Genomic DNA, 18,950 nt, shown 5'->3' with positions numbered 1-18,950 from the left:
GCCCATGTCCCCGACAGCGAAATTCCCTCATCTGCGGCAGGACTTCGCCGCCTCCCTGGTCGTCTTCCTGGTCGCGCTCCCGCTCTGCGTGGGCGTGGCCGTCGCCTCCGGTGTCCCGGCCGAACTGGGCCTGGTCACCGGCATCGTGGGCGGGATCGTCACCGGACTCATGCGGGGCAGCAGCCTCCAGGTGTCCGGTCCCGCCGCCGGACTGACCGTGCTCGTCTTCGAGGCGGTGCGGGAGTTCGGACTGCCGGCCCTCGGGGTCATCGTGCTCACGACCGGCGTGCTCCAGATCGCCATGGGCGTCCTGAAGCTGGGGCGCTACTTCCGGGCCATCTCGGTCTCCGTCGTCGAGGGCATGCTGGCCGGCATCGGGCTCGTCCTGATCGCCGGGCAGCTGTACTCGATGGCCGACACGAAGGCCCCCGTCTCGGGGCTGGAGAAGATAGCCCGGCTCCCCGGTGCGCTCCTCGACGCCCTCGGCCGCACCGACGCCCTGGCCTCGCTCGGGCTCGGCGCCGGCACCATCGCCGTACTCGTGCTGTGGAAGCGGATGCCGAAGCGGCTGCGTACGGTCCCCGGGCCGCTCGCCGCGGTCGGTCTGGCCACGCTCGTCGCCGCGGTGTTCTCGCTGCCGGTCGCCATGGTCGAGGTGAAGGGTCTGCTGGACTCCGTCCAGCCGCCTTCGCTCAGCGCCTTCGGTGAGCTGGCGGGCATCGGGCTGCTGGGTACGGTCGTCGCCTTCACGCTGATCGCGTCCGCCGAGTCGCTGTTCAGCGCGGCGGCCGTGGACCGGCTGCACGACGGGCCGCGCACCGAGTACGACAAGGAGCTGGTGGCGCAGGGCGCGGGCAACGCGCTCTGCGGGATGCTGGGCGCGCTGCCCATGACCGCGGTGATCGTGCGCAGCGCGGCGAACGTCCAGGCGGGCGCGCGGACCAAGGCGTCCCGGGTGCTGCACGGCGTATGGCTGCTGCTGTTCGCGGCGCTGCTGCCCGGTGCCCTCGGCTACATCCCGATCCCGGCCCTGGCCGGCATCCTCGTCTACTCGGGCGCCAAGCTGATCCCCGTCCGCGAGATCGTGTCGCTGTGGCGGGAGCACCGCGGTGAGGCGCTGATCCTGGTCGTCACGGCCGTGTCGATCGTCGCGGTCAGCATGTTCGAGGGCGTGCTGATCGGGCTCGCGCTGGCGGTCGCGAAGACCGCGTGGGAGGCCTCGCACCTCAAGATGGAGGTCGTCGACAAGGGCGCGGGACCGGTCCAGGCGTATCTGTCGGGCAACGCGACCTTCCTGCGGCTGCCGAAGATCCTCGACGACCTGGAGGCACTCCCCCAGGACCGGCCGGTCGAGCTGGACCTGTCCGGGCTGCACCACCTCGACCACGCCTGCCGTACGGCCCTGGAGAACTGGGCCGAGCGGCACAGCGCGGCCGGTACCGAGCCGGTGAAGGTCACGGCGGCGTGAGCACGTAGCGCCTGTCCTGCTTCGTGGGCATCCGCGCCCCCGGAGCAGGACTGGCGCGCCCCGCCCCCGCACCGGAGGATCGAGGAACCGGACCGGAAGGGGTGCTCATGGCCAAAAACGGCAAGCACAGGAAGAACGGGATCTGGAGCACCGACGCGGCGAACGTGCGGGAGCTGCTGCGGGTGCCGGGCGGTGAGCGGATCGAGCTGGCGGCCTTCGACGCGCGGGCGACCCCGGGCGGCCCGCAGGACAAGGAGGCAGGGCTCGAAGCCACCTCCGTCATGGCCGAGCACCTCGCCGACCTGCAAGAACGCCTGTTCGCGGCGAGCACCGCGGGTGACCGGCGGCGGATTCTGCTGGTGCTCCAGGGCATGGACACCAGCGGCAAGGGCGGCACGGTCAAGCACGTCATCGGCCTCTTCAACCCGTCCGGCTGCCGGATCAGGGCCTTCAAGGCGCCCACGCCCGAGGAACGCCGGCACGACTTCCTCTGGCGCATCAGACGGGCACTCCCCGAGCCCGGCGAGATCGGCATCTTCGACCGCTCCCACTACGAGGACGTCCTGATCGCGCGGGTCCGCGAGCTCGCCCCGTCCAAGGAGATCGCCAACCGGTACGAACAGATCAACCGCTTCGAGAAGTCCCTGACCGACGACGGTGTGACCGTCGTCAAGTGCTTCCTGCACATCTCCTACGACCAGCAGCGGCGCCGTCTGCTGGAACGCCTGGACAACCCGGACAAGCACTGGAAGTTCAACCCTGGCGACATCGAGGAGCGCGCGCTGTGGCCCGCGTACCAGAAGGCGTACGAAATCGCCCTGGAACGCTGCTCCCCGCCGGACGCCCCCTGGTACCTGATCCCGGCCGACCGCAAGTGGTACCGCAACTGGGCGATCAGTCGCCTGCTCCTGGAACATCTCGAGGCCCTGGACCCCCAGTACCCGAAGGGCGACTTCGACGTCGAGAAGGCCCGGGAGCGCCTGCTGCGCTCCGGCTGACGGATCACCCCGCGTGGGTGACCGATTAATCGCTTTTACTCCGTTATTTTCCTACGGTGATCATTCGAGTACGAAGAGTCGCCGCCGCCTGTGCGCTCGGCGCCGCGCTCACCGCCTGTGGTGCCCCCGCGGCGCCTCCCACCGCCCGGCCGGCCCCGTCCGCGACCTCCGCCGTCCCCTCCCGGCCGCCCACGCTCGCCCCCGGCCCCGCAGGGCTCACGCCCGTCTTCAAGAACGGCTCGCGCGACCACGGGAAGACCGTCGCGCTCACCTTCGACGCCGACATGACCGCGGACCAGGGGGCCCGGGCGGCCTCGGGCGAACGGTTCGACAATCCGCGGCTCATCGCGACGCTGAGGGCGCTGAAGGTGCCGGCGACCGTCTTCATGACGGGGCGGTGGGCCGAGCAGTACCCGGTCCAGGCCCGTTCCATCGGCCGGGACCCGCTCTTCGAGGTCGCCAACCACTCCTACAGCCACTACGCCTTCACCGGCGACTGCTACGGCCTGCCGACGGTGTCCGAGGACCGGATGCGGGCGGACGTGGAGCGCGCGTACACCGCGTTCCGCCGGGCCGGGGTGCCGGACGCGATGCCGTACTTCCGTTTCCCCGGCGGGTGTTACGACCACCAGGCGCTGCGGACGCTCTCCGCGACCGGTGTCACCGCGGTGCAGTGGGACGTGGTGAGCGGGGACGCGTTCGCCACCGACGCGGACGCGGTGGCCCGGCAGGTGCTGGACGGGGTGCGGCCGGGGTCGGTCGTCGTCATGCACTGCACGCGGAGTGCGGCCCCGGCGACCGAGCGGGCGGTGCGGACGATCGTGCCGGAGCTGCGCGCGCGGGGCTTCCGGTTCGTGAAGGTGTCCCAGCTGATCGGGTCCTGACCGCGACAGCCTTAGGCTTGGCTGTCGTGAGCCTTGATCCCACCTCCCCCGACGCCGGTCCCTCCCCCGACGCGAGCCCCTTCCGCAACGAGCCCACCTCCCGTGACGAGGCGCCGCAGTTCGTGCTGCCCCTCGTCGTGCGGATCGAGAAGGCCGCGCCGCCCGCTCGTACCGACGCCCTGGAGACCGCCGCGCGGGCCGTGCTGGTGATGCTCAGCGACGAGCGGTCGCTCGGCGAGGGCGAATGGGCGCAGGCCGTGCGGGACTGGCAGGACGCCCGGATCCGCAAGGTCGTACGGCGGGCCCGTGGCGCGGAGTGGCGGCGGGCCGAGGCACTGCCCGGGATCACGGTGAGCGGGGAGTCGGCCGAGGTGCGCGTCTTCCCGCCGGTGCCGCTGGACGGCTGGCCCAAGGACCTGGCCAAGCTCCAGGTGTCCGGCACCGAACTCGCCGACCCCGAGCCGCCGTTGGCGGTCGACCCGACGGAACAGCCCGTGATCTGGCTGAACCCGGACCTCGACATGACCGCGGGGAAGACGATGGCGCAGGCCGGTCACGGCGCCCAACTCGCTTGGTGGGAACTGTCGGACAAGGAACGGGACGCCTGGCGCGCGGCCGGCTTCCCGCTCGCCGTACGGACCGCCGACCCGGCGCGCTGGCCCCGACTGACCACGAGCGGGCTGCCGTTGGTGCGCGACGCGGGCTTCACGGAGATCGCGCCCGGGCTGACGGTCGCGGTCGAGGGGTACGACCGCGTCGGCGCCCTGCCGGATCACGTCCACCGGCCGGCCACCTGGAAGTGACCTCGGCAGTCCGCCTGTGATCGTCAACACAGGCCCCGCGTCGAACTTTTACCGCACCCCCCGCGTCCTGCGGGCGATATCAACGCCCATCACCGAAGGGTGAACCACGTGGATACCCCACGCACGCGCAGTCTCGGCAGATCCGCTCTCGCGAGCGGTGTTCTGGCCCTGGCCTGTGTCGCCGCGACGGCGCCCGCCGCCGGCGCCTCGCCCCTGCACGGAAAGACCCATGACCTGGCGTACGTCGCACTCGGGGACTCGGCGGCCTCCGGGCCCGCGATCCCCGACCAGGTCGACGCCAACTGTCTGCGGTCCAGCAAGAACTACCCGTCGCTCGTCGCGACCTCGCTCAAGGCCACGCTGACCGACGTCAGTTGCTCCAGTGCGACGACCGCGGAGATGACGGCTCCGCAGGGCACGGCACCGCCGCAGTTCGACGCGCTCGGCCGATCGACGAAGTTGGTCACCCTGACCATCGGGGGCAACGACATCGGCTTCAGCACGATCATCGGGACCTGCGCGACAGTGGCGTCCGCCGATCTGGCCGGTGCGCCCTGCAAGGCCAAGTACAACGAGGGGGGCACCGACGGGGTCCAGGACGCGGTGAACGCGACCGCCCCGAAGGTCGCCGAGGTGCTGCGGGGCATCAAGAAGCGCGCCCCGCACGCCCGTGTGGTGGTCGTCGGTTACGCGGACATCTTCCCCGCGGACGGCGGCTCCTGCACGAGCCCGACGGCGCCGTTCGCCGCGGGTGACTTCGCGTGGATGCGGGACGGCGAACTGGCGCTCAACGCCATGCTGAAGAAGCAGGCGCGGCGCGCCGGGGCCACCTACGTGGACACCTACACGCCGACCGTCGGACACGACATGTGCGCGCCGGCCGACGAGCGGTGGATCGAGGACCTGTCCCCCGTCCACCCGGCGGCTCCCGTGCACGCGAACGCCGCGGGACACCAGGCCATGGCGACGGCGGTCGAGCGCAGGCTCCACGTCCACCAATAAGGACACCGGGTACCCGAGGAAGACGACGCCCAGCCCGGAGTGGCTGGGCGTCGCCGTGCCTAGGCCTCGGACGCGGGGAGCCGGAACAGCTCGTACTCGCCGACCGTCTCGAATCCCATGCGCCGGTAGACCGGGAAGCCGAGCGGGCTGGACTGCAGGGTGCCGACCTCCAGTCCGCGTTCCGCGCCCTCGGCGAGGGCCGCCGCGGTGAGGGCCGTGCCGATGCCCTGGCGGCGCTGGTCCCCGACGGTCCCGACCACGTAGACACCGGCCACGCCGTGGGCGTCGTACAGGAGAGAGGTGCCCACCGGCCGCCCGTCGCGGCGGCCGACGAACCGGACGATCCGGTCGGCGTCGTGGCGTTCGCTCTCGTTGCGCAGCAGGTCGTCGTGGATCTCGGGCGGGAGGCCGAACGAGGAGGCGAAGACCCGCACCCACTCCTTGAGCACGTCCGCGTCCTTCACCACGTCGATGTCCAGGTCGGACGGGCCCTGGGCCGGTGTCACCCGGTCCGTCCGGACGGTCATGACGGGCGTGGCTCCGAGCCGGACCGCGCCGTGTTCGGCGAGGCCGGCCGCGACACCCGGGGCGCTGTCCGGGCCCACCCACCACATCCAGGGGACGCCGGCCAGCCGCTCGGCGGCGTAGGTGATCGACTGCCCCACCTTGGCGCTGTCGCGCAGGCTCAGCACTCCGTTGATCTGACCGTTCGGGATTCCGCTGCGGAAGTAGGTCAGTTCACCGTCGACGCGTTCGGCGGAGCCCCAGCCCAGCCAGTAGTCACGGCAGTTGGCGAGCTGGGGTGCGAGGTCTGTGTCCGTCTTCATGCCTCCAAGACACGAGCCCCGGCGCAAAGTTCGACGCCCCATGTGTGACGTACGCCATAGCTCGTCGAAGGTCTGCGCACCCGCTCCCGCACGGCAACCGGCATCCCCGGGATCTGCACCCACGGGCAGCGGCCTGCACCAAGGGGAAGAGACCGTCCTGCGAAGCGGCGGATCGGCGGCGACGGTCATACGCTCGGCGGAGTCGGTCCACGCACCTCAGAAGATCCCGACCCGTATCGCGTACGCGACGGCCTGTGTCCTGTTCTTGACCTTCAACCTCTTCACGGCGTCATGGATGATCCCTTTTATGGTCCGCTCCGAGTAGCTCATCTTGTCGGCGATCTCTACCGTGTTGAGCCCTTCGGACAGCATGCGGAGCACCTCGATCTCGCGCACGAGGAGTCCGCCCTTCTTCGCCAGATCCGTCAGCGTCTGCTGCCGCTGCTGATATCCCAGCTCCGCGATCAGATGCCCCAACAGGTCGTCCGGCATATGGCTGCGGCCGGCGCTCGCCTTGACGATCGCGTCGACCAGTTGGTCGAGGTTCGAGTGCCCTCGGTACAGGAAACTGGTGAGCCCGTATTCGATGGCGAGCGTGAGCTGCCGCTCGGTGATCCGGTCCGCCATCACCACCACCGGGACGGGTGGGCCCTCGGCGCGGGCCGCGTCCTGCCTCAGGACCCTCATCCACTCCTCGTTGAGAGTGTTCAGCAGCAGGACGGACACGTCCGCCGCGGGCGGCCCTTCCGGGGGAGCGACGTCGACGCGTGAACACGACTGCAGGTAGGCGGTGGCCGCATGCTCCAGGATGGCGTCACTTGCTCTCAGCACGACAGAGACCGGAGCGCTCAACGCGTCACCTGTTCCGTCCGCTCGCTTCTCAACCACCTGGCATTCCCCAAACAGAGCTGACTGCATGGCACGAGGACGTGGGGTCCCGCGCATGAGGCCGATGCGGCCCATCAGCACGATATGGCTGCCCTGTTGCGCGGAGCTTCCGTCAAATGACCGAGTGGAGCTTCGGCGTATGCGTCCACCTTTGGCGCGCTTTGGGTGATTTTCAAGCAACCAGGTTCAGTGTGAAGTACAGCCCGGTGCGGTGCGCCTCCGCGGACGGCACCAGGCACTCCATCCCGGTCTCGGTGACCAGGTAGGGGCGTCGCCGACCTGACCGCCCCCGGTGCCGAGTGCCCGGACCACGCTGCCGCCGTCCGGCGGTACGGCCACCGCGTCCATGGGCGGACAGGCGGGCCCGACCGGGGTCCTGACGCTCGTGGGCAGGGCGCCCGCGTCGATCAGGGCGACGCTGACGCTGGTGCCCACGCCGCTCGACCCGCTGTCCTTGCCGCCAGCCGCCTCCAGTCGTACGCAGGCGGCCTGGGCGGTGGCGACGGGCAGTGACTGGTCGGCCGCGAGTCCCCCGCCGGGTGTCGAGCCGTCGACCACCAGCGTGGTGGACGGGGTGTGTTCGCTGCTGCCGGTGGCGCGGGTCGCGGCGCACACCGCCCAGCGGCCGGTGTCCAGGGCGTCGGCCAGTGCCGCGAACGGGCCGGTGGCCAGGCCCAGCAAAGTCGCGCCGGGCAGGTCGTCGAGCACCCGGGCCGCGGCGCCTGCCCCGGCCAGGAGCAGCAGCGTCGCCTCGGCGCACACGGCGGCACGTCCGTCGCGGTCGCCGTCGGACAGTGTCAGCAACGCCAGCGCGCCCACCAGCACCGCGGTCAGGACGGAGCGCAGGGCCCACCGACTGGCCGTGGGCGACCAGGAGTTGGGCAGTCCGCGGATGGTCGCCGGGACGCCGTCCACCAGGTTGTCGAACCGTACCGGCGGCAAGGTCTCGGTCGCCGGGCGGAGCAACACCACGTCACCGTCGTGCAGTTCGAGCGACTGGAGGATTCCCTCCGGGTCCAGGGGCGGGCCGTTGATGCGTTGCAGTGCCCAACCGCCTTGTTCCAGACCGGCTTCGTGCAGGTCGTCCCCCGCGTGGCCGACGATCACCGGCAGCAGGTCCGCGAGCGGGATGTCGGCCGGGACGGCGAGGTCGAGTGACTTCTCCGGGGCCCGTACGGTCAGCCGGCACAGTCCCGACGTGCCGGGCAAGGCCGCCACCGAACTCTCGCTCATCAGGGGTGCCCACCCTTCGCCTTGGCCTTGGGTGCGTCCGGGAGGCGCGAACGCAACGACTTGAGCCCAGTCAACCGTGCGCGTCGCAGCTGTCGGCACTTCCGGTGCGCCAGGTGCACGAAGGGGCACAGGACACTGACCCGATGGGCGACGGTCGCTCCCGGCACGTGATGCCTGCGCTGCGGCGGTTCCTGGAGTCCAACCCGGGCCTGGCCTCCCGCATCTCCCGCCATGTGCGGTTCGAGGACTACTCGACGGCCGAACTGCTGGAGACAGTCCGGGAGATGACCGTCGGCGCCGGCTACAAGTGCGCCCCGTCCACCCTGACGGCCCTGCACACCTACCTGGACGGACTCCCGCGCGACCGCTCGTTCGGCAACACCCGGCCGGCCCGCCAGTTGGTCGAGTCGATGATGACCCGGCAGGCGGGCCGCCTCGGCAGCATCGCCAGTCCGGACCTGGAGGCCCTCACCCTGCTGCTCCCGCAGGACCTCCCCCACACCGAGGAGCAGAGCGCCGAAGCAGGTCTCATGAGGTGAGTTCGCCGACTCGTTCCGTAGTATCGAGCTGGCAGGTTTGCGGCAGTAACTGCCGTCGCCCTCACAGGTGGCGACATTCGGGAAGGGTTGTGAGCGTTATGTCCGAAACCACCCCTGGGGTTTCCGGGTTGACATCGCAGTACGCCGCTCAGGTGGCCGCGGATCTGGAGCACAACCTCAAGGAGCAGGAGCGCATCGGCGCCGACATCGCCGCTCTTCAGGAGCAATTGGCCACGCTGCAGCAGGATCACGCGGTACTGACCAACGTACAGGCGGCACTTGGCGTCACCTCGGCTCCCGCCACCACCAAGGCGACTGCGCCCGCGCCTCGTAAGAAGGGCGGCACGACCGCCCGTAAAGCCGCGGCGAAGAAGGTCCCGGAGACTTCGGCGGCGGCTCAGCCCACCCTGGTCAGCATCATCCGTGAGTACCTGACGGCCGAGGGTGAGCCGCGTTCCGCGGCCGAGGTCACCACCGCACTCAGTGAGCGACACCCGGACCGGACCATCAAGACGACCGTGGTGCGCACGACCCTTGAGGGGTTGGTCGCCAGGAGTCAGGTGCAGCGCACGAAACAGGGTTCGTCCGTCTTCTACACCGCGCCCGAGGCGTCGGGCACGGTCACTGTGTCGTCTTCGGCACAGGAAGAGTGAGCACCGAGCCGGCGAGACCGACGCGATAGGTGACAGCGGCGAAGCCCCCAGGTGTGTCCGTGCCGGGGTTGCGGGCGAAGCGTGGGTAGGCGCCGGCGCTGAGCTGTAGCCGCACTCGGTGACCGGTGGCGAATCGGTGGGCGCAGGCCCCCAACTCCAGCCGGATCGTGGTGACTTCGCGCGGGGCCCGGCGCAGTCGGGCGAAGCGTTCGGTGATGACGTGCGAGTGACCGCGCCGGTCGACGTCGCACAGTCGGACGAACACGTCCGCGTGCGGCTGGTCGACGGTCAGCTCCAACTCCGCGGTGGGTGTGCCGATGACGTCGACGGGGTCGGTGAGCACGTCGGTGGTGAACGTGAGGACGTCCGCGCGCTGTTCGAGTTTCTGGTTGTCGACCGTCGCCGACTTGGTGGCTATGTGCCGGCCGCCCACCACGGGAGTGGGGTCCGCCGGGTCGTAGCGGAATCCGACCGCTCCTTGGTCCGGGTGGGTGCCCAGGCTGCCGTCCCGGCGCGGCCACAGCGCCCGTTCGGTCGCGGGCGGTGGCCAGTCGGGCAGGTCGAGCCAGGTCCGGGCCCCGGTGTGGTGGATCCGCACGGGCGCTTCGGGAGCCGTCCTGTCGCCGGCCAGGTGGCGGTCGAGCCAGCGCAGCAGCTGCGGGTCCATGACCCGGGCCGCTTTCGCCGCGGTGTCCATGTGTGTCCATGGGCCGATGGTCAGGGTGACCGACTGGTTGTGGCGGCGGAGCGTCTGGTACTGGTGGACGGTCTGGTCGAGGAAGACGTCGTGCCAGCCGCCGACCAGCAGGACCGGTACGTCGACATGGTCCAGTGCCGGGTCGGCCCGGTAGTCGGTCCAGAACGGGTCGTCCGCGTCGGGATGGTCGAGCCACTCGCCGAACCAGTCGGCCGCGTCACCCTCCAGCACCGACGCGGCAGCCGCCTCGGGGGTCGACTCCGCCCAGGCGGCGGCCAGTTGCCGACGCGCGGCCAACTGGGCGCGCAGCCCCCGAAGTCCGCCGTCGCCCTGGGCCGCGACCGTCGCGCTCCAGGTGAGGAAGTCGGAGAGGGCGAGGGCACCTGTGCCGTAGATCGCCTTCTGTATGTCGTGCGGGCCCACCGCGATGACCGCGCCCCGCAGTTCCGGCGGCGGATCCTGGAGCAGGGCCCACTGGGCCCAGCCGGAGTAGGACCCGCCGAACGTCGCGAGCCGTCCGTCGAACCACCGCTGGGTCCGCAGCCAGGCCACGGTGTCCTGCGCGTCCTCGGCCTCCTGGACGAAGGGCCGCAGGGTGCCCGTCGATCCGGCGGTGCCCCGGACGCTCTGCACCAGCACGTCGTAGCCGCGCGCGGCCAGCATCCGGCCCTGCATCCAGTTCACCGGAACACCTCGGCCGTACGGCGACCGGATCAGTACCGTGCCGCGCGCCTCCCCCTCGGGCATGTAGTGATCGGTGAGGAGTTCGGCGTCGTCACGGGTCGGTACGCGCAGCGCGGTGCGGACGCGGTACCGGGTGCGGACCGGGGGCAGTCCCATGACCTTGGTGTGCAGGGCTCCGAGTGCGCGGGCCAATGGACCGGCCGCCCTGGATGCCGCCATGGACCTCTCCCCTCGCCCCACACTATCTGGAGAATATATCTCCACTTCTTCTTGTCGGGAAGCCCTGGACCGCCCCCTTGCCACAATGGGTCCGTGAACGACGCGTCAGCACAGGACCGGGGTCGCCGCGGCAGACCCAACTACGACCGCGAATCGATCCTCGACATCGCGGTCGAGGTGTTCAACGAACGCGGTTACGACGGCACCGGCATGGAGGAGCTGGCCAGGCGGCTGGGGCTGAGCAAGTCCAGCATCTACCACCATGTCTCCGGCAAGGAGGAGCTGCTCGGACTCGCTGTGGGCCGGGCCCTGGACGCCCTCTTCGCCCTCCTCGACGAACCCGCGGCCGCCGCGCTGGCACCGACCGCCCGACTGGAACACATCGTGCGCGGCAGCGTGCGGGTTCTGGCAGCCGAACTGCCCTATGTGACACTGCTGTTGAGGGTGCACGGCAACAGCGCCACCGAACAGCGGGCACTGAAGCGCCGGCGCGAGTTCGACCACCGCGTCGCCGAACTGGTCGTCCTGGCGGCGCGGGACGGAGGCATCCGCGCGGACATCGATCCGCATCTGGCGAGCAGGCTGATCTTCGGCACGGTCAACTCCCTGATCGAGTGGTACCGACCGGACGGGGAGCTGCCCGTGCCGGTGCTCGCCGATGCCGTGGTCACGCTGGTCCTCGACGGGCTGCGGTCCCCCGGCCCGCGGAGCGCCGCTACGTGAGGTCGGCCCGTTCCCTGCGCATCAGCACCCAGACGCAGGCGAGGCTGATCAGGGTCACCCCGGCGAGATAGACGGTGATCGGCGTGGTCGACTTCCAGTTGTCGTACAGGGCCGTGGCGACGGTCGGGGCGAGGCCGCCGCCCAGGATGGCTCCCAGCTGATAGCCGAGCGAGGCGCCGCTGTAGCGGACCTCGGCCTTGAAGAGTCCGGAGAACAGCGCCGCTATCGGGCCGTAGACCAGGCCCATGAACACCGCTGTCACCAGCAGTGCGAGCAGGATCAACGGCGATTCGGCAGTGTCGACCAGCGGGAACAGGACGACCGCGCAGCCGACCAGGCCCACGGAGCCGACCATGAGCACCCCGCGCTTGCCGTTGCGGTCCGAGTAGGCCGAGGCCCAGGGGATGACCAGCAGCCACACGAACGAAGCGATGAGGGTGAAGGTCAAAATGAGGTTGCGGTCGAGTCCGAGTCCCGCGGTCGTGTAGGCCAGCAGATAGGCCATGAAGATGTAGCCGACCGCGTTGATCCCGATGAAGGCACCGGCTGACAGACCCACCTCGCGCCAGTGCTCCCGCACCACGACCAGCAGGGGCATGCGCTGTTCGGACCTGGTCTGCTTGACCGCCTCGAAGTCGGGACTCTCGGAGACCGTCAGCCGGATCACCAGGCCGGCGATGACCATGACCGCGCTCGCCAGGAACGGCACGCGCCAGCCCCAGGACAGGAAGGCGTCGCTGCTGAGGTTGGTGGTGAGTCCGAGGAAGACCAGGTTGGCGATGATGAGCCCGCCCGGCACACCCATCTGCGGGAAGCTTCCGTAGAAGGCCTTCTTGCGGTCCGGGGCGTGTTCGACGGCCATCAGGACCGCGCCGCCCCACTCGCCGCCGACTCCCAACCCCTGGACGAAACGCAGGGTGACCAGCAGGACCGGCGCCCAGACGCCGATGGTCGCGTAGGTGGGCAGCAGGCCGATCCCCACCGTCGCGAGACCCATGGTGAGCAGGGAGATCACCAGCATCGACTTGCGGCCGACCCGGTCACCGAAGTGACCCATGACGATGCCGCCGATCGGGCGGGCCGCGAATCCGACCGAGTAGGTGGCGAACGAGGCCAGGGTGCCTGCCGCCGGGGAGACGGTCGGGAAGAACAGCGGCCCGAACGCGATGGCCGCGGCCATGCCGTAGATGAAGTAGTCGTACCACTCGATGGCCGTTCCGATGAAGCTGGCCGTGGCCACCCGCAGCGGACGGACCCGCTGTGGCGTGACCGCCTCGGACAGATTTCGGTCGATGGTCACTTTTGTCTCCTGACAGGGTGAGCGGTGCCGCAGACGCTGTTCAACGGGGCTCGGGGAGAGGAATGCGTGCCGAAGCGAAGGGTCACGGGATGGGTGAACCGGCAGCGCCAGTAATGACCGACGGAAGGCGGGGACACGGTGGCGCCCGGGCCCTTCCAATCGGCTGAAGACCAACCGACCGAACGATTGGTCGTTTGGTGATTGGTAAGTAAAGGGAGCCGTGCACCCGGTGTCAAGGGAGCTGTACGGATGGGATTTTGCCCGCGAAAGACCGTGCCCAGGGCAACCGTTGAACGTCTTCCCTCGACCCCTCGGCCGTCACAGGACTCACATGTCCCGCACCTTCGACCGGCCCGGCTGTTTGCCGGTGCACATGGTCAGACCCAGTTCACCGCGGTGGTGGCCGTGGCCGCGGTGACGGCGGCCAGACGTCGGAAGTCGAGCGTGTCCGGCACATCGGTCGGCCGGTGGTAGTTCGGGTTACGGAAGTTGGCCGTGTCCGTCAACATGACTGCGGGGACACGTCGGTTCCAGAAGGGTGCGTGGTCACTGCGGCCCAAGTGGTTGGCCGGTGGGATCACCAACCCGATGAGCATGCCCAGCAGTCCGTCCGGCCTCGGGTCGCGCAGCAGGATGCTCGGCAGCGCGGCCGAGGTCGCGGCGGCGGCCCGCTCCCAGGACCGGGCGGCGGCGACGGATGTCCTGCGATGGACGACGAGGGCGAAGTCCCCCCGGGAGTCACGGGCCTTGGTGGCCGCGGCGGCCTCGGGGAAGGCGGTGGCGAAGCCGGCCGGGAGGTGCTGGGTGTCGGGCCCGTCCACGAAGTATCCGACCGATTCCAGGCAGATCATCCCCAACACCCGCTGCCGGGCGGTGAGTTGGCGCGCGGCATGCTGCGCCCCGATCAGGCCGAGTTCCTCCATGTCGAACACCGCGAGAGTCACCGAGGGCGCGACGGGCAGCCGGGCCAGCAGGCGGGCGATCTCCAGTACGGCGGCGACTCCTGACGCGTTGTCATCGGCGCCCGGGCTGCCCTCGACGCTGTCCAGGTGCGCCCCGATCAGCACGGTGCCGGCGTTGTCTGCGCCGGGCAACGACGCGATGAGGTTGGCGCCTTGGAGCCGTCGGTGCAGCCGCGGCTTCAACGCGAGCGCCCGGTGGCCCTGTTGGTCGGTCGCGCCGAGCCGCCACCGCATTTCGAAGGGCTGCCGCTCCACCTGCCAGCCGGCCGAGGCCAACTCCTCGGACACGTATGACTCGGCACGCATCATGAGGTCCGGTGCCCGGCGCCGGCTTCGCGGATGCGCACTGAGGAACTCGACATCACGACGCAGACGCGACTCGTCCACGAACGGCTCGAAGTCGCTCACATCTGCTGGGTCGTGGGTCACCGCAACTCCGTGGATTAACTGCCTTCGCACAAGCGGGATTCCTGGATGCGCGCCCGCGCGCCGCGATCCGGCGATCATAACCGGCGCACCTGGGCGGGAGTGATCATCAGAGAGGTGATCAACGGGGTTACCATACGGTTATGACTGAAAGTTCCCGGGGAAATATGCCGCCGGACGACGGCCGCCCCTTGCGGCGGGACGCCGCGCTGAACCGGGAACGCATTCTGCACGCCGCGCGCGAGGTCTTCGGCCGGCACGGGCTCGGGGTCACCCTCGACGACGTGGCCCGGCACGCGGGAGTCGGTGTCGGCACGGTGTACCGCCGCTTCCCCACCAAGGAAGCACTGGTGCGTGCCCTGTTCGAGCACGACCTGGCCATCCGGCAGAAGTCGGCCGAGGACGCGCTCGCGCAGACCGACCCCTGGCAGGGCCTGGTCGACTTCCTCATGCTGATGACGGCCGACCTCGCCGAGAACCGCGGCCTGCACGAAGTGATCATGCTGGGCAGTCACAGCTCCGCGCCCCTGGAGACGGCGCGCGGCGGCATGCTCCCCTTTCTGGAGGGTCTGATCCGCCGGGCGCAGGAGAGCGGTCAGCTGCGCGAGGAGGTCCATCCCTCCGACATCCCCGTCATGGTGCACATGCTGAGTCAGGCCAGCCAGTTCACCCAGGGCAAGCGCCCGGACATCTGGCGCCGTTACATCGAGGTCCTCCTCAACGGCCTCAGGCAACGCCCCGACAACCCACCCCTGACCACCCCCAGCCTGGGCAACGAGCTGGTGGAGGAAGTCATGGGTCTGGTCAGGCCGCCCGCGCCGGAACCGGAGTAGCGGGCCCGTTCAGCTGTCGTAGTCGACGGTCACCTTCTCGGACACCGGATAGGACTGGCACGTCAGCACGTAGCCGGCGTCCACCTCGGCGGCTTCGAGGGCGTAGTTGCGGCGCATGTCCACCTCGCCGTCCGTGATCCGGGCCCGGCAGGTGCCGCAGACCCCGCCCTTGCAGGCGAACGGCAGGTCCGGGCGGATGCGGGCGGCGGAGTCGAGCAGCGTGCTCTCGCGGGACAGTCCGGCGGTGGTGGAGCGGCCGTCGAGGGTGACGGTGACCTCGCTGACCGGGCCGCTGAGCACCTTCTCCTCGTGGTGGACGGGCGCCGGCGGCTCATCGGCGTAGAAGAGCTCCTGGTGGACCCGCTCGGCGGGCACCTCCAGGGCGCCGAGGACCTGTTGGGCGTCGAGCACCATGCCGTGCGGGCCGCACAGCCACCAGTGGTCGACGCCCTTGACGTCGACCAGTCCGTCGACGAGAGCGGCGAGGCGGTCGCCGTCGAGTCGGCCGGAGAGGAGCTCGGCCTCGCGGGGTTCACGGGAGAGGATGTGGGCCAGCTGGAAGCGGGTGTGGTACTCGTCCTTCAGGTCGGCCAGCTCGTCGGCGAACATCACTGTGTCGGTGCGGCGGTTGCCGTAGAAGAGCGTGACCTGGGAGCGGTCGTCGGCAGCCAGGACCGACTCGGCGATGGACATCATGGGGGTGATGCCCGAGCCGGCCGCGATGAGCACGTGGTGGCCCGGCGCGGTGAGGTCGGGGGTGAAGGCGCCGACCGGGGCCATGACCTCGACGGTGTCGCCCGCTTCGACCTCGTGCACGAGCCAGGAGGAGAAGAGACCTCCGGGGACCTCGCGGACGCCGATGCGCGGCTGTGCACCGGCCGGCGAGCAGATCGAGTACGAGCGCCTTTCGTCGCGCCCCTCGATGTCCCGGCGCAGGGTCAGCGACTGGCCGGGGCTGAAGGCGAACTCGTCCGCGAGCGCGTCCGGGATCTCGAAGCTGACAGCGACCGCGTCCTCGCACAGGCGCTCCACCGCGGCGACCCGCAGCGGATGGAACGCCGCCCGGCGCCGACGCACGGTCGTCGCGGGGGCACCGGCGGCCGGTGTCATCACCTCTGCCATCAGATCTCCTTGACGTACTCGAACGGCTCCTGGCAGCTGCGGCAGCGCCACAACGCCTTGCAGGAGGTGGCCGCGAAGCGGGAGGTCTCCTCGGTGTCGACCGAACCGCAGCGCGGGCAGGGGATCGTGCGCCGGGTCGGCGACAGGTTGAGCGGGACGGGACCCGCCGTATGCCTCGGGGCCGGCGACGGCGGGGCGATGCCGTGCTCGGCGAGCTTGAGGCGCCCGGCGGCGGTGATCCAGTCGCTCGTCCACGGCGGGTCCAGGACCGTACGGATCTCGACCCGGTCGAAGCCGGCCGCGCGCAGCCGCGCGTCGACGCCCGCCCGCATCTCGGCCATGGCCGGGCAGCCCGAGTAGGTCGGCGTGAGGCTCGCGACGACCGTCCCGTCGTCCTCGATCGTGACGGTACGCAGGACACCCAGGTCGGCCAGGGTGAGCATCGGAAGCTCCGGGTCCGGCACCTGTTCGGCGAGGTGCCGGGCGCGGCGGACGTCGTCCAGGACGGTCACCATGTCGCCTCCGGGTGAGCGCGGGCGACACTCTGCAACTCCGTGACGAGCGGCCCGAGATGGTCGGTGTGTTCCCCCTGCCGACCGGCACCGGGCAGCAACTCGGCCTGCGGCAGGGGCAGTCCGGCCGCGTCGAGGACCTGCCGGAGGTCGCCCAGTACGGCATCGCGTACGTCGTGCGCGGCGAACAGCTCGGGCCAGTACGGCGCCAGCGACTCCAGCGCCGCCACCATGCGCGCGCGGGACTCCGCGGTGCCGTCGCCCAGGCGCACGGTCCACTCGGCGGCGTACTGCCGGTGGTAGGTGAGTTCCTTGACGCCCTTGGCCGCGACGGCCGCGAGCACCGGGTCGGGCGAGGCGGACAGCTCGACGAAGTGGGCGAGGCGCCAGCTGGAGAGCACCAGCAACCGCACGACGGAGAACGCGAAGTCCCCGTTGGGCAGTTCGGCCAGGCGTACGTTGCGGAACTCGTCGGCGTCGCGGAAGTAGGCGTAGGCGTCCTCGCCGCGTCCGGTGCCGTCGACCTGGCCGCAGCGCGCGTACAGCAGCCGGGCCTGGCCGAGCAGGTCGAGGCCGATGTTGGCGAGCGCGACCTCCTCCTCCAACTCCGGTGCCCGGGTGACCCATTCGGCCAGCCGCTGGGCCAGGACCAGGGCGTCGTCGCCCAACGCCGTGCAGAGGGCGGCCAGTTCGACGGCGTCGACGCCGTCGGGGACGGTGGTGTCCACGCCGTGCAGCGGGTCCTCGAAGCCGGTGCCGAACGCCCAGCGGGCATCGCCGTCGTCGTGCCCCTCGGCCAGGGTCATGTAGACGTGGTCGTCGTGGTCGTCGCGGTCGTCGCTCATGCCCGGCTCCTAGATGTGCGGGACATCGTCAGGGATGTCGTAGAAGGTCGGGTGCCGGTAGACCTTGTCGGCGCTGGGTGCGAAGAAGGGGTCCTTCTCGTCGCGCGTGGAGGCGGAGATGTGCTCCGAGCGCACGACCCAGATGCTGACGCCTTCGTTGCGCCGGGTGTAGAGGTCGCGGGCGTGGGTGAGGGCCATCCGGTCGTCCGCCGCGTGCAGCGAGCCGACGTGGACGTGGTTGAGTCCGCGCTTGCCGCGCACGAACACCTCGTACAGCGGCCACTCCTGTTTCTGGTTCTGCGTGTCGCTCATGCCGCCGCCTCCTCGCGGGCCCGGGCCGCCTGCTTGGCCGCGTGGGCGCTTGCCGCCTCGCGCACCCAGGCGCCGTCCTCGTGGGCGGTCCGGCGCCGCTCCATCCGCTCGGTGTTGCACGGGCCGTCGCCGCTGATCACCCGCTTGAGCTCGGAGTAGTCGGGGGTGCCGAAGTCGTGGTGGCCGCGCTCCTCGTTCCAGCGCAGCTCGGGGTCGGGCAGGGTCACGCCGAGCTTGGCGGCCTGCGGCACGGTCATGTCGACGAAGCGCCGGCGCAGTTCGTCGTTGCTGTGCCGCTTGATCTTCCAGGCCATCGACTGGGCCGAGTTGGGCGAGTCGTCGTCGGGCGGGCCGAACATCATCAGCGAGGGCCACCACCAGCGGTCGACCGCGTCCTGCACCATCTCGCGCTGCTCCCGGGTGCCGCGCATCATCGTCAGCAGCAACTCGTAGCCCTGGCGCTGGTGGAAGGACTCCTCCTTGCAGACGCGCACCATGGCGCGCGCGTAGGGTCCGTACGAACTGCGGCACAGGGGAACCTGGTTGCAGATCGCCGCGCCGTCGACGAACCAGCCGATGACGCCGACGTCGGCGAAGGTGGGTGTGGGGTAGTTGAAGATCGAGGAGTACTTCTGGCGCCCTTCGAGCAGTCGCTGGGTCAGCTCCGACCGGTCGATGCCGAGGGTCTCCGCCGCCGAGTAGAGGTACAGCCCGTGGCCGGCCTCGTCCTGGACCTTCGCGAACAGGATCGCCTTGCGGCGCAGCGAGGGCGCCCGGGTGATCCACTCGCCCTCGGGCTGCATGCCGATGATCTCGGAGTGGGCGTGCTGGGCGATCTGCCGGACCAGCGTCTTGCGGTAGCCCTCCGGCATCCAGTCACGCGGCTCGATCCGCTGGTCGCGTGCGATCGTCGCGTCGAACTGCGACTCCAGCTCCCGCGCGGCGTCGCCGTCGGGCGACGCGGCGGCGTGTGCCGTGGCCATCTCTACCACCTTTCCCCTACCGACCATTCGTTCGGTT

Annotated in this window: 20 protein-coding genes; 9 read left to right on the top strand and 11 right to left on the bottom strand. The window is 70.3% G+C overall.

Annotated elements, in window-relative coordinates:
* Positions 1-4 precede the first annotated feature (4 nt).
* The 5 genes from ACWD5F_RS09740 (at position 5) to ACWD5F_RS09720 (ending at position 5,155) form a co-directional block, all read left to right on the top strand.
* Positions 5-1,468 (top strand): SulP family inorganic anion transporter, encoded by a 1,464-nt coding sequence (locus ACWD5F_RS09740; RefSeq protein ID WP_451252771.1) that lies wholly within the window; start codon positions 5-7, stop codon positions 1,466-1,468.
* 107 nt (positions 1,469-1,575) lie between these two features.
* Entirely contained in the window at positions 1,576-2,466 is an 891-nt protein-coding gene (locus ACWD5F_RS09735; protein ID WP_451252769.1) for a polyphosphate kinase 2 family protein, read from the top strand.
* A gap of 56 nt (positions 2,467-2,522) precedes the next feature.
* Positions 2,523-3,350 carry a polysaccharide deacetylase family protein gene (locus ACWD5F_RS09730; RefSeq protein WP_451252767.1) on the top strand — a complete coding sequence of 276 codons (828 nt, stop codon included), beginning with the start codon at positions 2,523-2,525 and terminating at the stop codon, positions 3,348-3,350.
* Between the two features lie 26 nt (positions 3,351-3,376).
* Positions 3,377-4,153: a peptidyl-tRNA hydrolase gene (locus ACWD5F_RS09725; RefSeq protein ID WP_401721574.1), complete on the top strand. Its 777-nt coding sequence runs from the start codon at positions 3,377-3,379 to the stop codon at positions 4,151-4,153.
* Positions 4,154-4,261: 108 nt separating this feature from the next.
* The gene (locus ACWD5F_RS09720) at positions 4,262-5,155 is read left to right on the top strand and encodes an SGNH/GDSL hydrolase family protein (RefSeq protein WP_451252765.1); all 894 of its coding nucleotides are present in this window, start codon (positions 4,262-4,264) and stop codon (positions 5,153-5,155) included.
* A 59-nt stretch (positions 5,156-5,214) separates the two neighbouring features.
* Here the strand turns inward: ACWD5F_RS09720 and ACWD5F_RS09715 are convergent, their stop codons facing one another.
* From ACWD5F_RS09715 to ACWD5F_RS09705, 3 genes are all read right to left on the bottom strand, one after another.
* Complete coding sequence (locus ACWD5F_RS09715; RefSeq protein WP_451252763.1) at positions 5,215-5,982, bottom strand: GNAT family N-acetyltransferase; 768 nt, start codon at positions 5,980-5,982, stop codon at positions 5,215-5,217.
* 216 nt (positions 5,983-6,198) lie between these two features.
* Positions 6,199-6,813: a helix-turn-helix transcriptional regulator gene (locus tag ACWD5F_RS09710; protein WP_451252761.1), complete on the bottom strand. Its 615-nt coding sequence runs from the start codon at positions 6,811-6,813 to the stop codon at positions 6,199-6,201.
* A gap of 243 nt (positions 6,814-7,056) precedes the next feature.
* Positions 7,057-8,103: an EsaB/YukD family protein gene (locus tag ACWD5F_RS09705; protein WP_451252759.1), complete on the bottom strand. Its 1,047-nt coding sequence runs from the start codon at positions 8,101-8,103 to the stop codon at positions 7,057-7,059.
* A gap of 143 nt (positions 8,104-8,246) precedes the next feature.
* Between ACWD5F_RS09705 and ACWD5F_RS09700 the strand changes: the two genes are divergently transcribed.
* Complete coding sequence (locus tag ACWD5F_RS09700) at positions 8,247-8,642, top strand: hypothetical protein (protein ID WP_451252757.1); 396 nt, start codon at positions 8,247-8,249, stop codon at positions 8,640-8,642.
* A 128-nt stretch (positions 8,643-8,770) separates the two neighbouring features.
* A complete protein-coding gene (locus ACWD5F_RS09695) occupies positions 8,771-9,295 on the top strand; it encodes a hypothetical protein (protein ID WP_451252756.1) in 525 nt (174 codons plus the stop codon).
* On the opposite strand, the gene ACWD5F_RS09690 is transcribed toward ACWD5F_RS09695, so the two are convergent.
* Positions 9,264-10,895: a CocE/NonD family hydrolase gene (locus tag ACWD5F_RS09690; RefSeq protein ID WP_451252754.1), complete on the bottom strand. Its 1,632-nt coding sequence runs from the start codon at positions 10,893-10,895 to the stop codon at positions 9,264-9,266. The genes ACWD5F_RS09695 and ACWD5F_RS09690 overlap by 32 nt on opposite strands.
* A gap of 93 nt (positions 10,896-10,988) precedes the next feature.
* Between ACWD5F_RS09690 and ACWD5F_RS09685 the strand changes: the two genes are divergently transcribed.
* A complete protein-coding gene (locus ACWD5F_RS09685) occupies positions 10,989-11,618 on the top strand; it encodes a TetR/AcrR family transcriptional regulator (protein ID WP_401721588.1) in 630 nt (209 codons plus the stop codon).
* Here the strand turns inward: ACWD5F_RS09685 and ACWD5F_RS09680 are convergent.
* Positions 11,611-12,918, bottom strand: coding sequence for an MFS transporter (locus tag ACWD5F_RS09680; protein ID WP_451252752.1), 1,308 nt, complete (start codon positions 12,916-12,918; stop codon positions 11,611-11,613). The genes ACWD5F_RS09685 and ACWD5F_RS09680 overlap by 8 nt on opposite strands.
* 377 nt (positions 12,919-13,295) lie before the next feature.
* Positions 13,296-14,309, bottom strand: a complete 1,014-nt coding sequence (locus tag ACWD5F_RS09675) for a M28 family peptidase (RefSeq protein WP_451252750.1) — start codon at positions 14,307-14,309, stop codon at positions 13,296-13,298.
* A gap of 164 nt (positions 14,310-14,473) precedes the next feature.
* Here ACWD5F_RS09675 and ACWD5F_RS09670 point away from each other — a divergent pair, with 164 nt between their 5' ends.
* On the top strand, positions 14,474-15,139 hold the full coding sequence (locus ACWD5F_RS09670; protein ID WP_451252748.1) for a TetR/AcrR family transcriptional regulator: 666 nt from the start codon (positions 14,474-14,476) through the stop codon (positions 15,137-15,139).
* A gap of 9 nt (positions 15,140-15,148) precedes the next feature.
* Here the strand turns inward: ACWD5F_RS09670 and paaE are convergent, their stop codons facing one another.
* From paaE to paaA, 5 genes are read right to left on the bottom strand one after another with little or no spacing between them, the layout of a single operon-like run.
* Positions 15,149-16,249: a 1,2-phenylacetyl-CoA epoxidase subunit PaaE gene (gene paaE / locus ACWD5F_RS09665; RefSeq protein WP_451253182.1), complete on the bottom strand. Its 1,101-nt coding sequence runs from the start codon at positions 16,247-16,249 to the stop codon at positions 15,149-15,151.
* Positions 16,250-16,260: 11 nt separating this feature from the next.
* Positions 16,261-16,776, bottom strand: a complete 516-nt coding sequence (gene paaD / locus ACWD5F_RS09660; protein ID WP_451252746.1) for a 1,2-phenylacetyl-CoA epoxidase subunit PaaD — start codon at positions 16,774-16,776, stop codon at positions 16,261-16,263.
* Positions 16,770-17,618, bottom strand: a complete 849-nt coding sequence (gene paaC, locus ACWD5F_RS09655; RefSeq protein ID WP_451252744.1) for a 1,2-phenylacetyl-CoA epoxidase subunit PaaC — start codon at positions 17,616-17,618, stop codon at positions 16,770-16,772. Before paaC ends, paaD begins: the two co-directional genes overlap by 7 nt.
* Before the next feature lie 9 nt (positions 17,619-17,627).
* Complete coding sequence (paaB, locus tag ACWD5F_RS09650; protein ID WP_401721605.1) at positions 17,628-17,930, bottom strand: 1,2-phenylacetyl-CoA epoxidase subunit PaaB; 303 nt, start codon at positions 17,928-17,930, stop codon at positions 17,628-17,630.
* A complete protein-coding gene (gene paaA / locus ACWD5F_RS09645; protein WP_451252742.1) occupies positions 17,927-18,913 on the bottom strand; it encodes a 1,2-phenylacetyl-CoA epoxidase subunit PaaA in 987 nt (328 codons plus the stop codon). The genes paaB and paaA overlap by 4 nt, the downstream gene beginning before the upstream one ends.
* Between the last annotated feature and the right edge of the window lie 37 nt (positions 18,914-18,950).

The organism is Streptomyces sp. NPDC002499, from assembly GCF_053595415.1.
Note: the sequence above shows the minus strand (reverse complement) of the source record. Positions and strands in the feature narration are given on the sequence as shown.

Bases quoted from the DNA above. Each gene is read 5' to 3' on its own strand.
- ACWD5F_RS09705 (WP_451252759.1), bottom strand. From the start codon at position 8,103: ATGAGCGAGAGTTCGGTGGCGGCCTTGCCCGGCACGTCGGGACTGTGC.
- ACWD5F_RS09700 (WP_451252757.1), top strand. From the start codon at position 8,247: ATGGGCGACGGTCGCTCCCGGCACGTGATGCCTGCGCTGCGGCGGTTC.
- ACWD5F_RS09740 (WP_451252771.1), top strand. From the start codon at position 5: ATGTCCCCGACAGCGAAATTCCCTCATCTGCGGCAGGACTTCGCCGCC.
- ACWD5F_RS09735 (WP_451252769.1), top strand. From the start codon at position 1,576: ATGGCCAAAAACGGCAAGCACAGGAAGAACGGGATCTGGAGCACCGAC.
- paaB (WP_401721605.1), bottom strand. From the start codon at position 17,930: ATGAGCGACACGCAGAACCAGAAACAGGAGTGGCCGCTGTACGAGGTG.
- ACWD5F_RS09715 (WP_451252763.1), bottom strand. From the start codon at position 5,982: ATGAAGACGGACACAGACCTCGCACCCCAGCTCGCCAACTGCCGTGAC.
- paaD (WP_451252746.1), bottom strand. From the start codon at position 16,776: ATGGTGACCGTCCTGGACGACGTCCGCCGCGCCCGGCACCTCGCCGAA.
- paaA (WP_451252742.1), bottom strand. From the start codon at position 18,913: ATGGCCACGGCACACGCCGCCGCGTCGCCCGACGGCGACGCCGCGCGG.
- paaC (WP_451252744.1), bottom strand. From the start codon at position 17,618: ATGAGCGACGACCGCGACGACCACGACGACCACGTCTACATGACCCTG.
- paaE (WP_451253182.1), bottom strand. From the start codon at position 16,249: ATGACACCGGCCGCCGGTGCCCCCGCGACGACCGTGCGTCGGCGCCGG.
- ACWD5F_RS09690 (WP_451252754.1), bottom strand. From the start codon at position 10,895: ATGGCGGCATCCAGGGCGGCCGGTCCATTGGCCCGCGCACTCGGAGCC.
- ACWD5F_RS09670 (WP_451252748.1), top strand. From the start codon at position 14,474: ATGCCGCCGGACGACGGCCGCCCCTTGCGGCGGGACGCCGCGCTGAAC.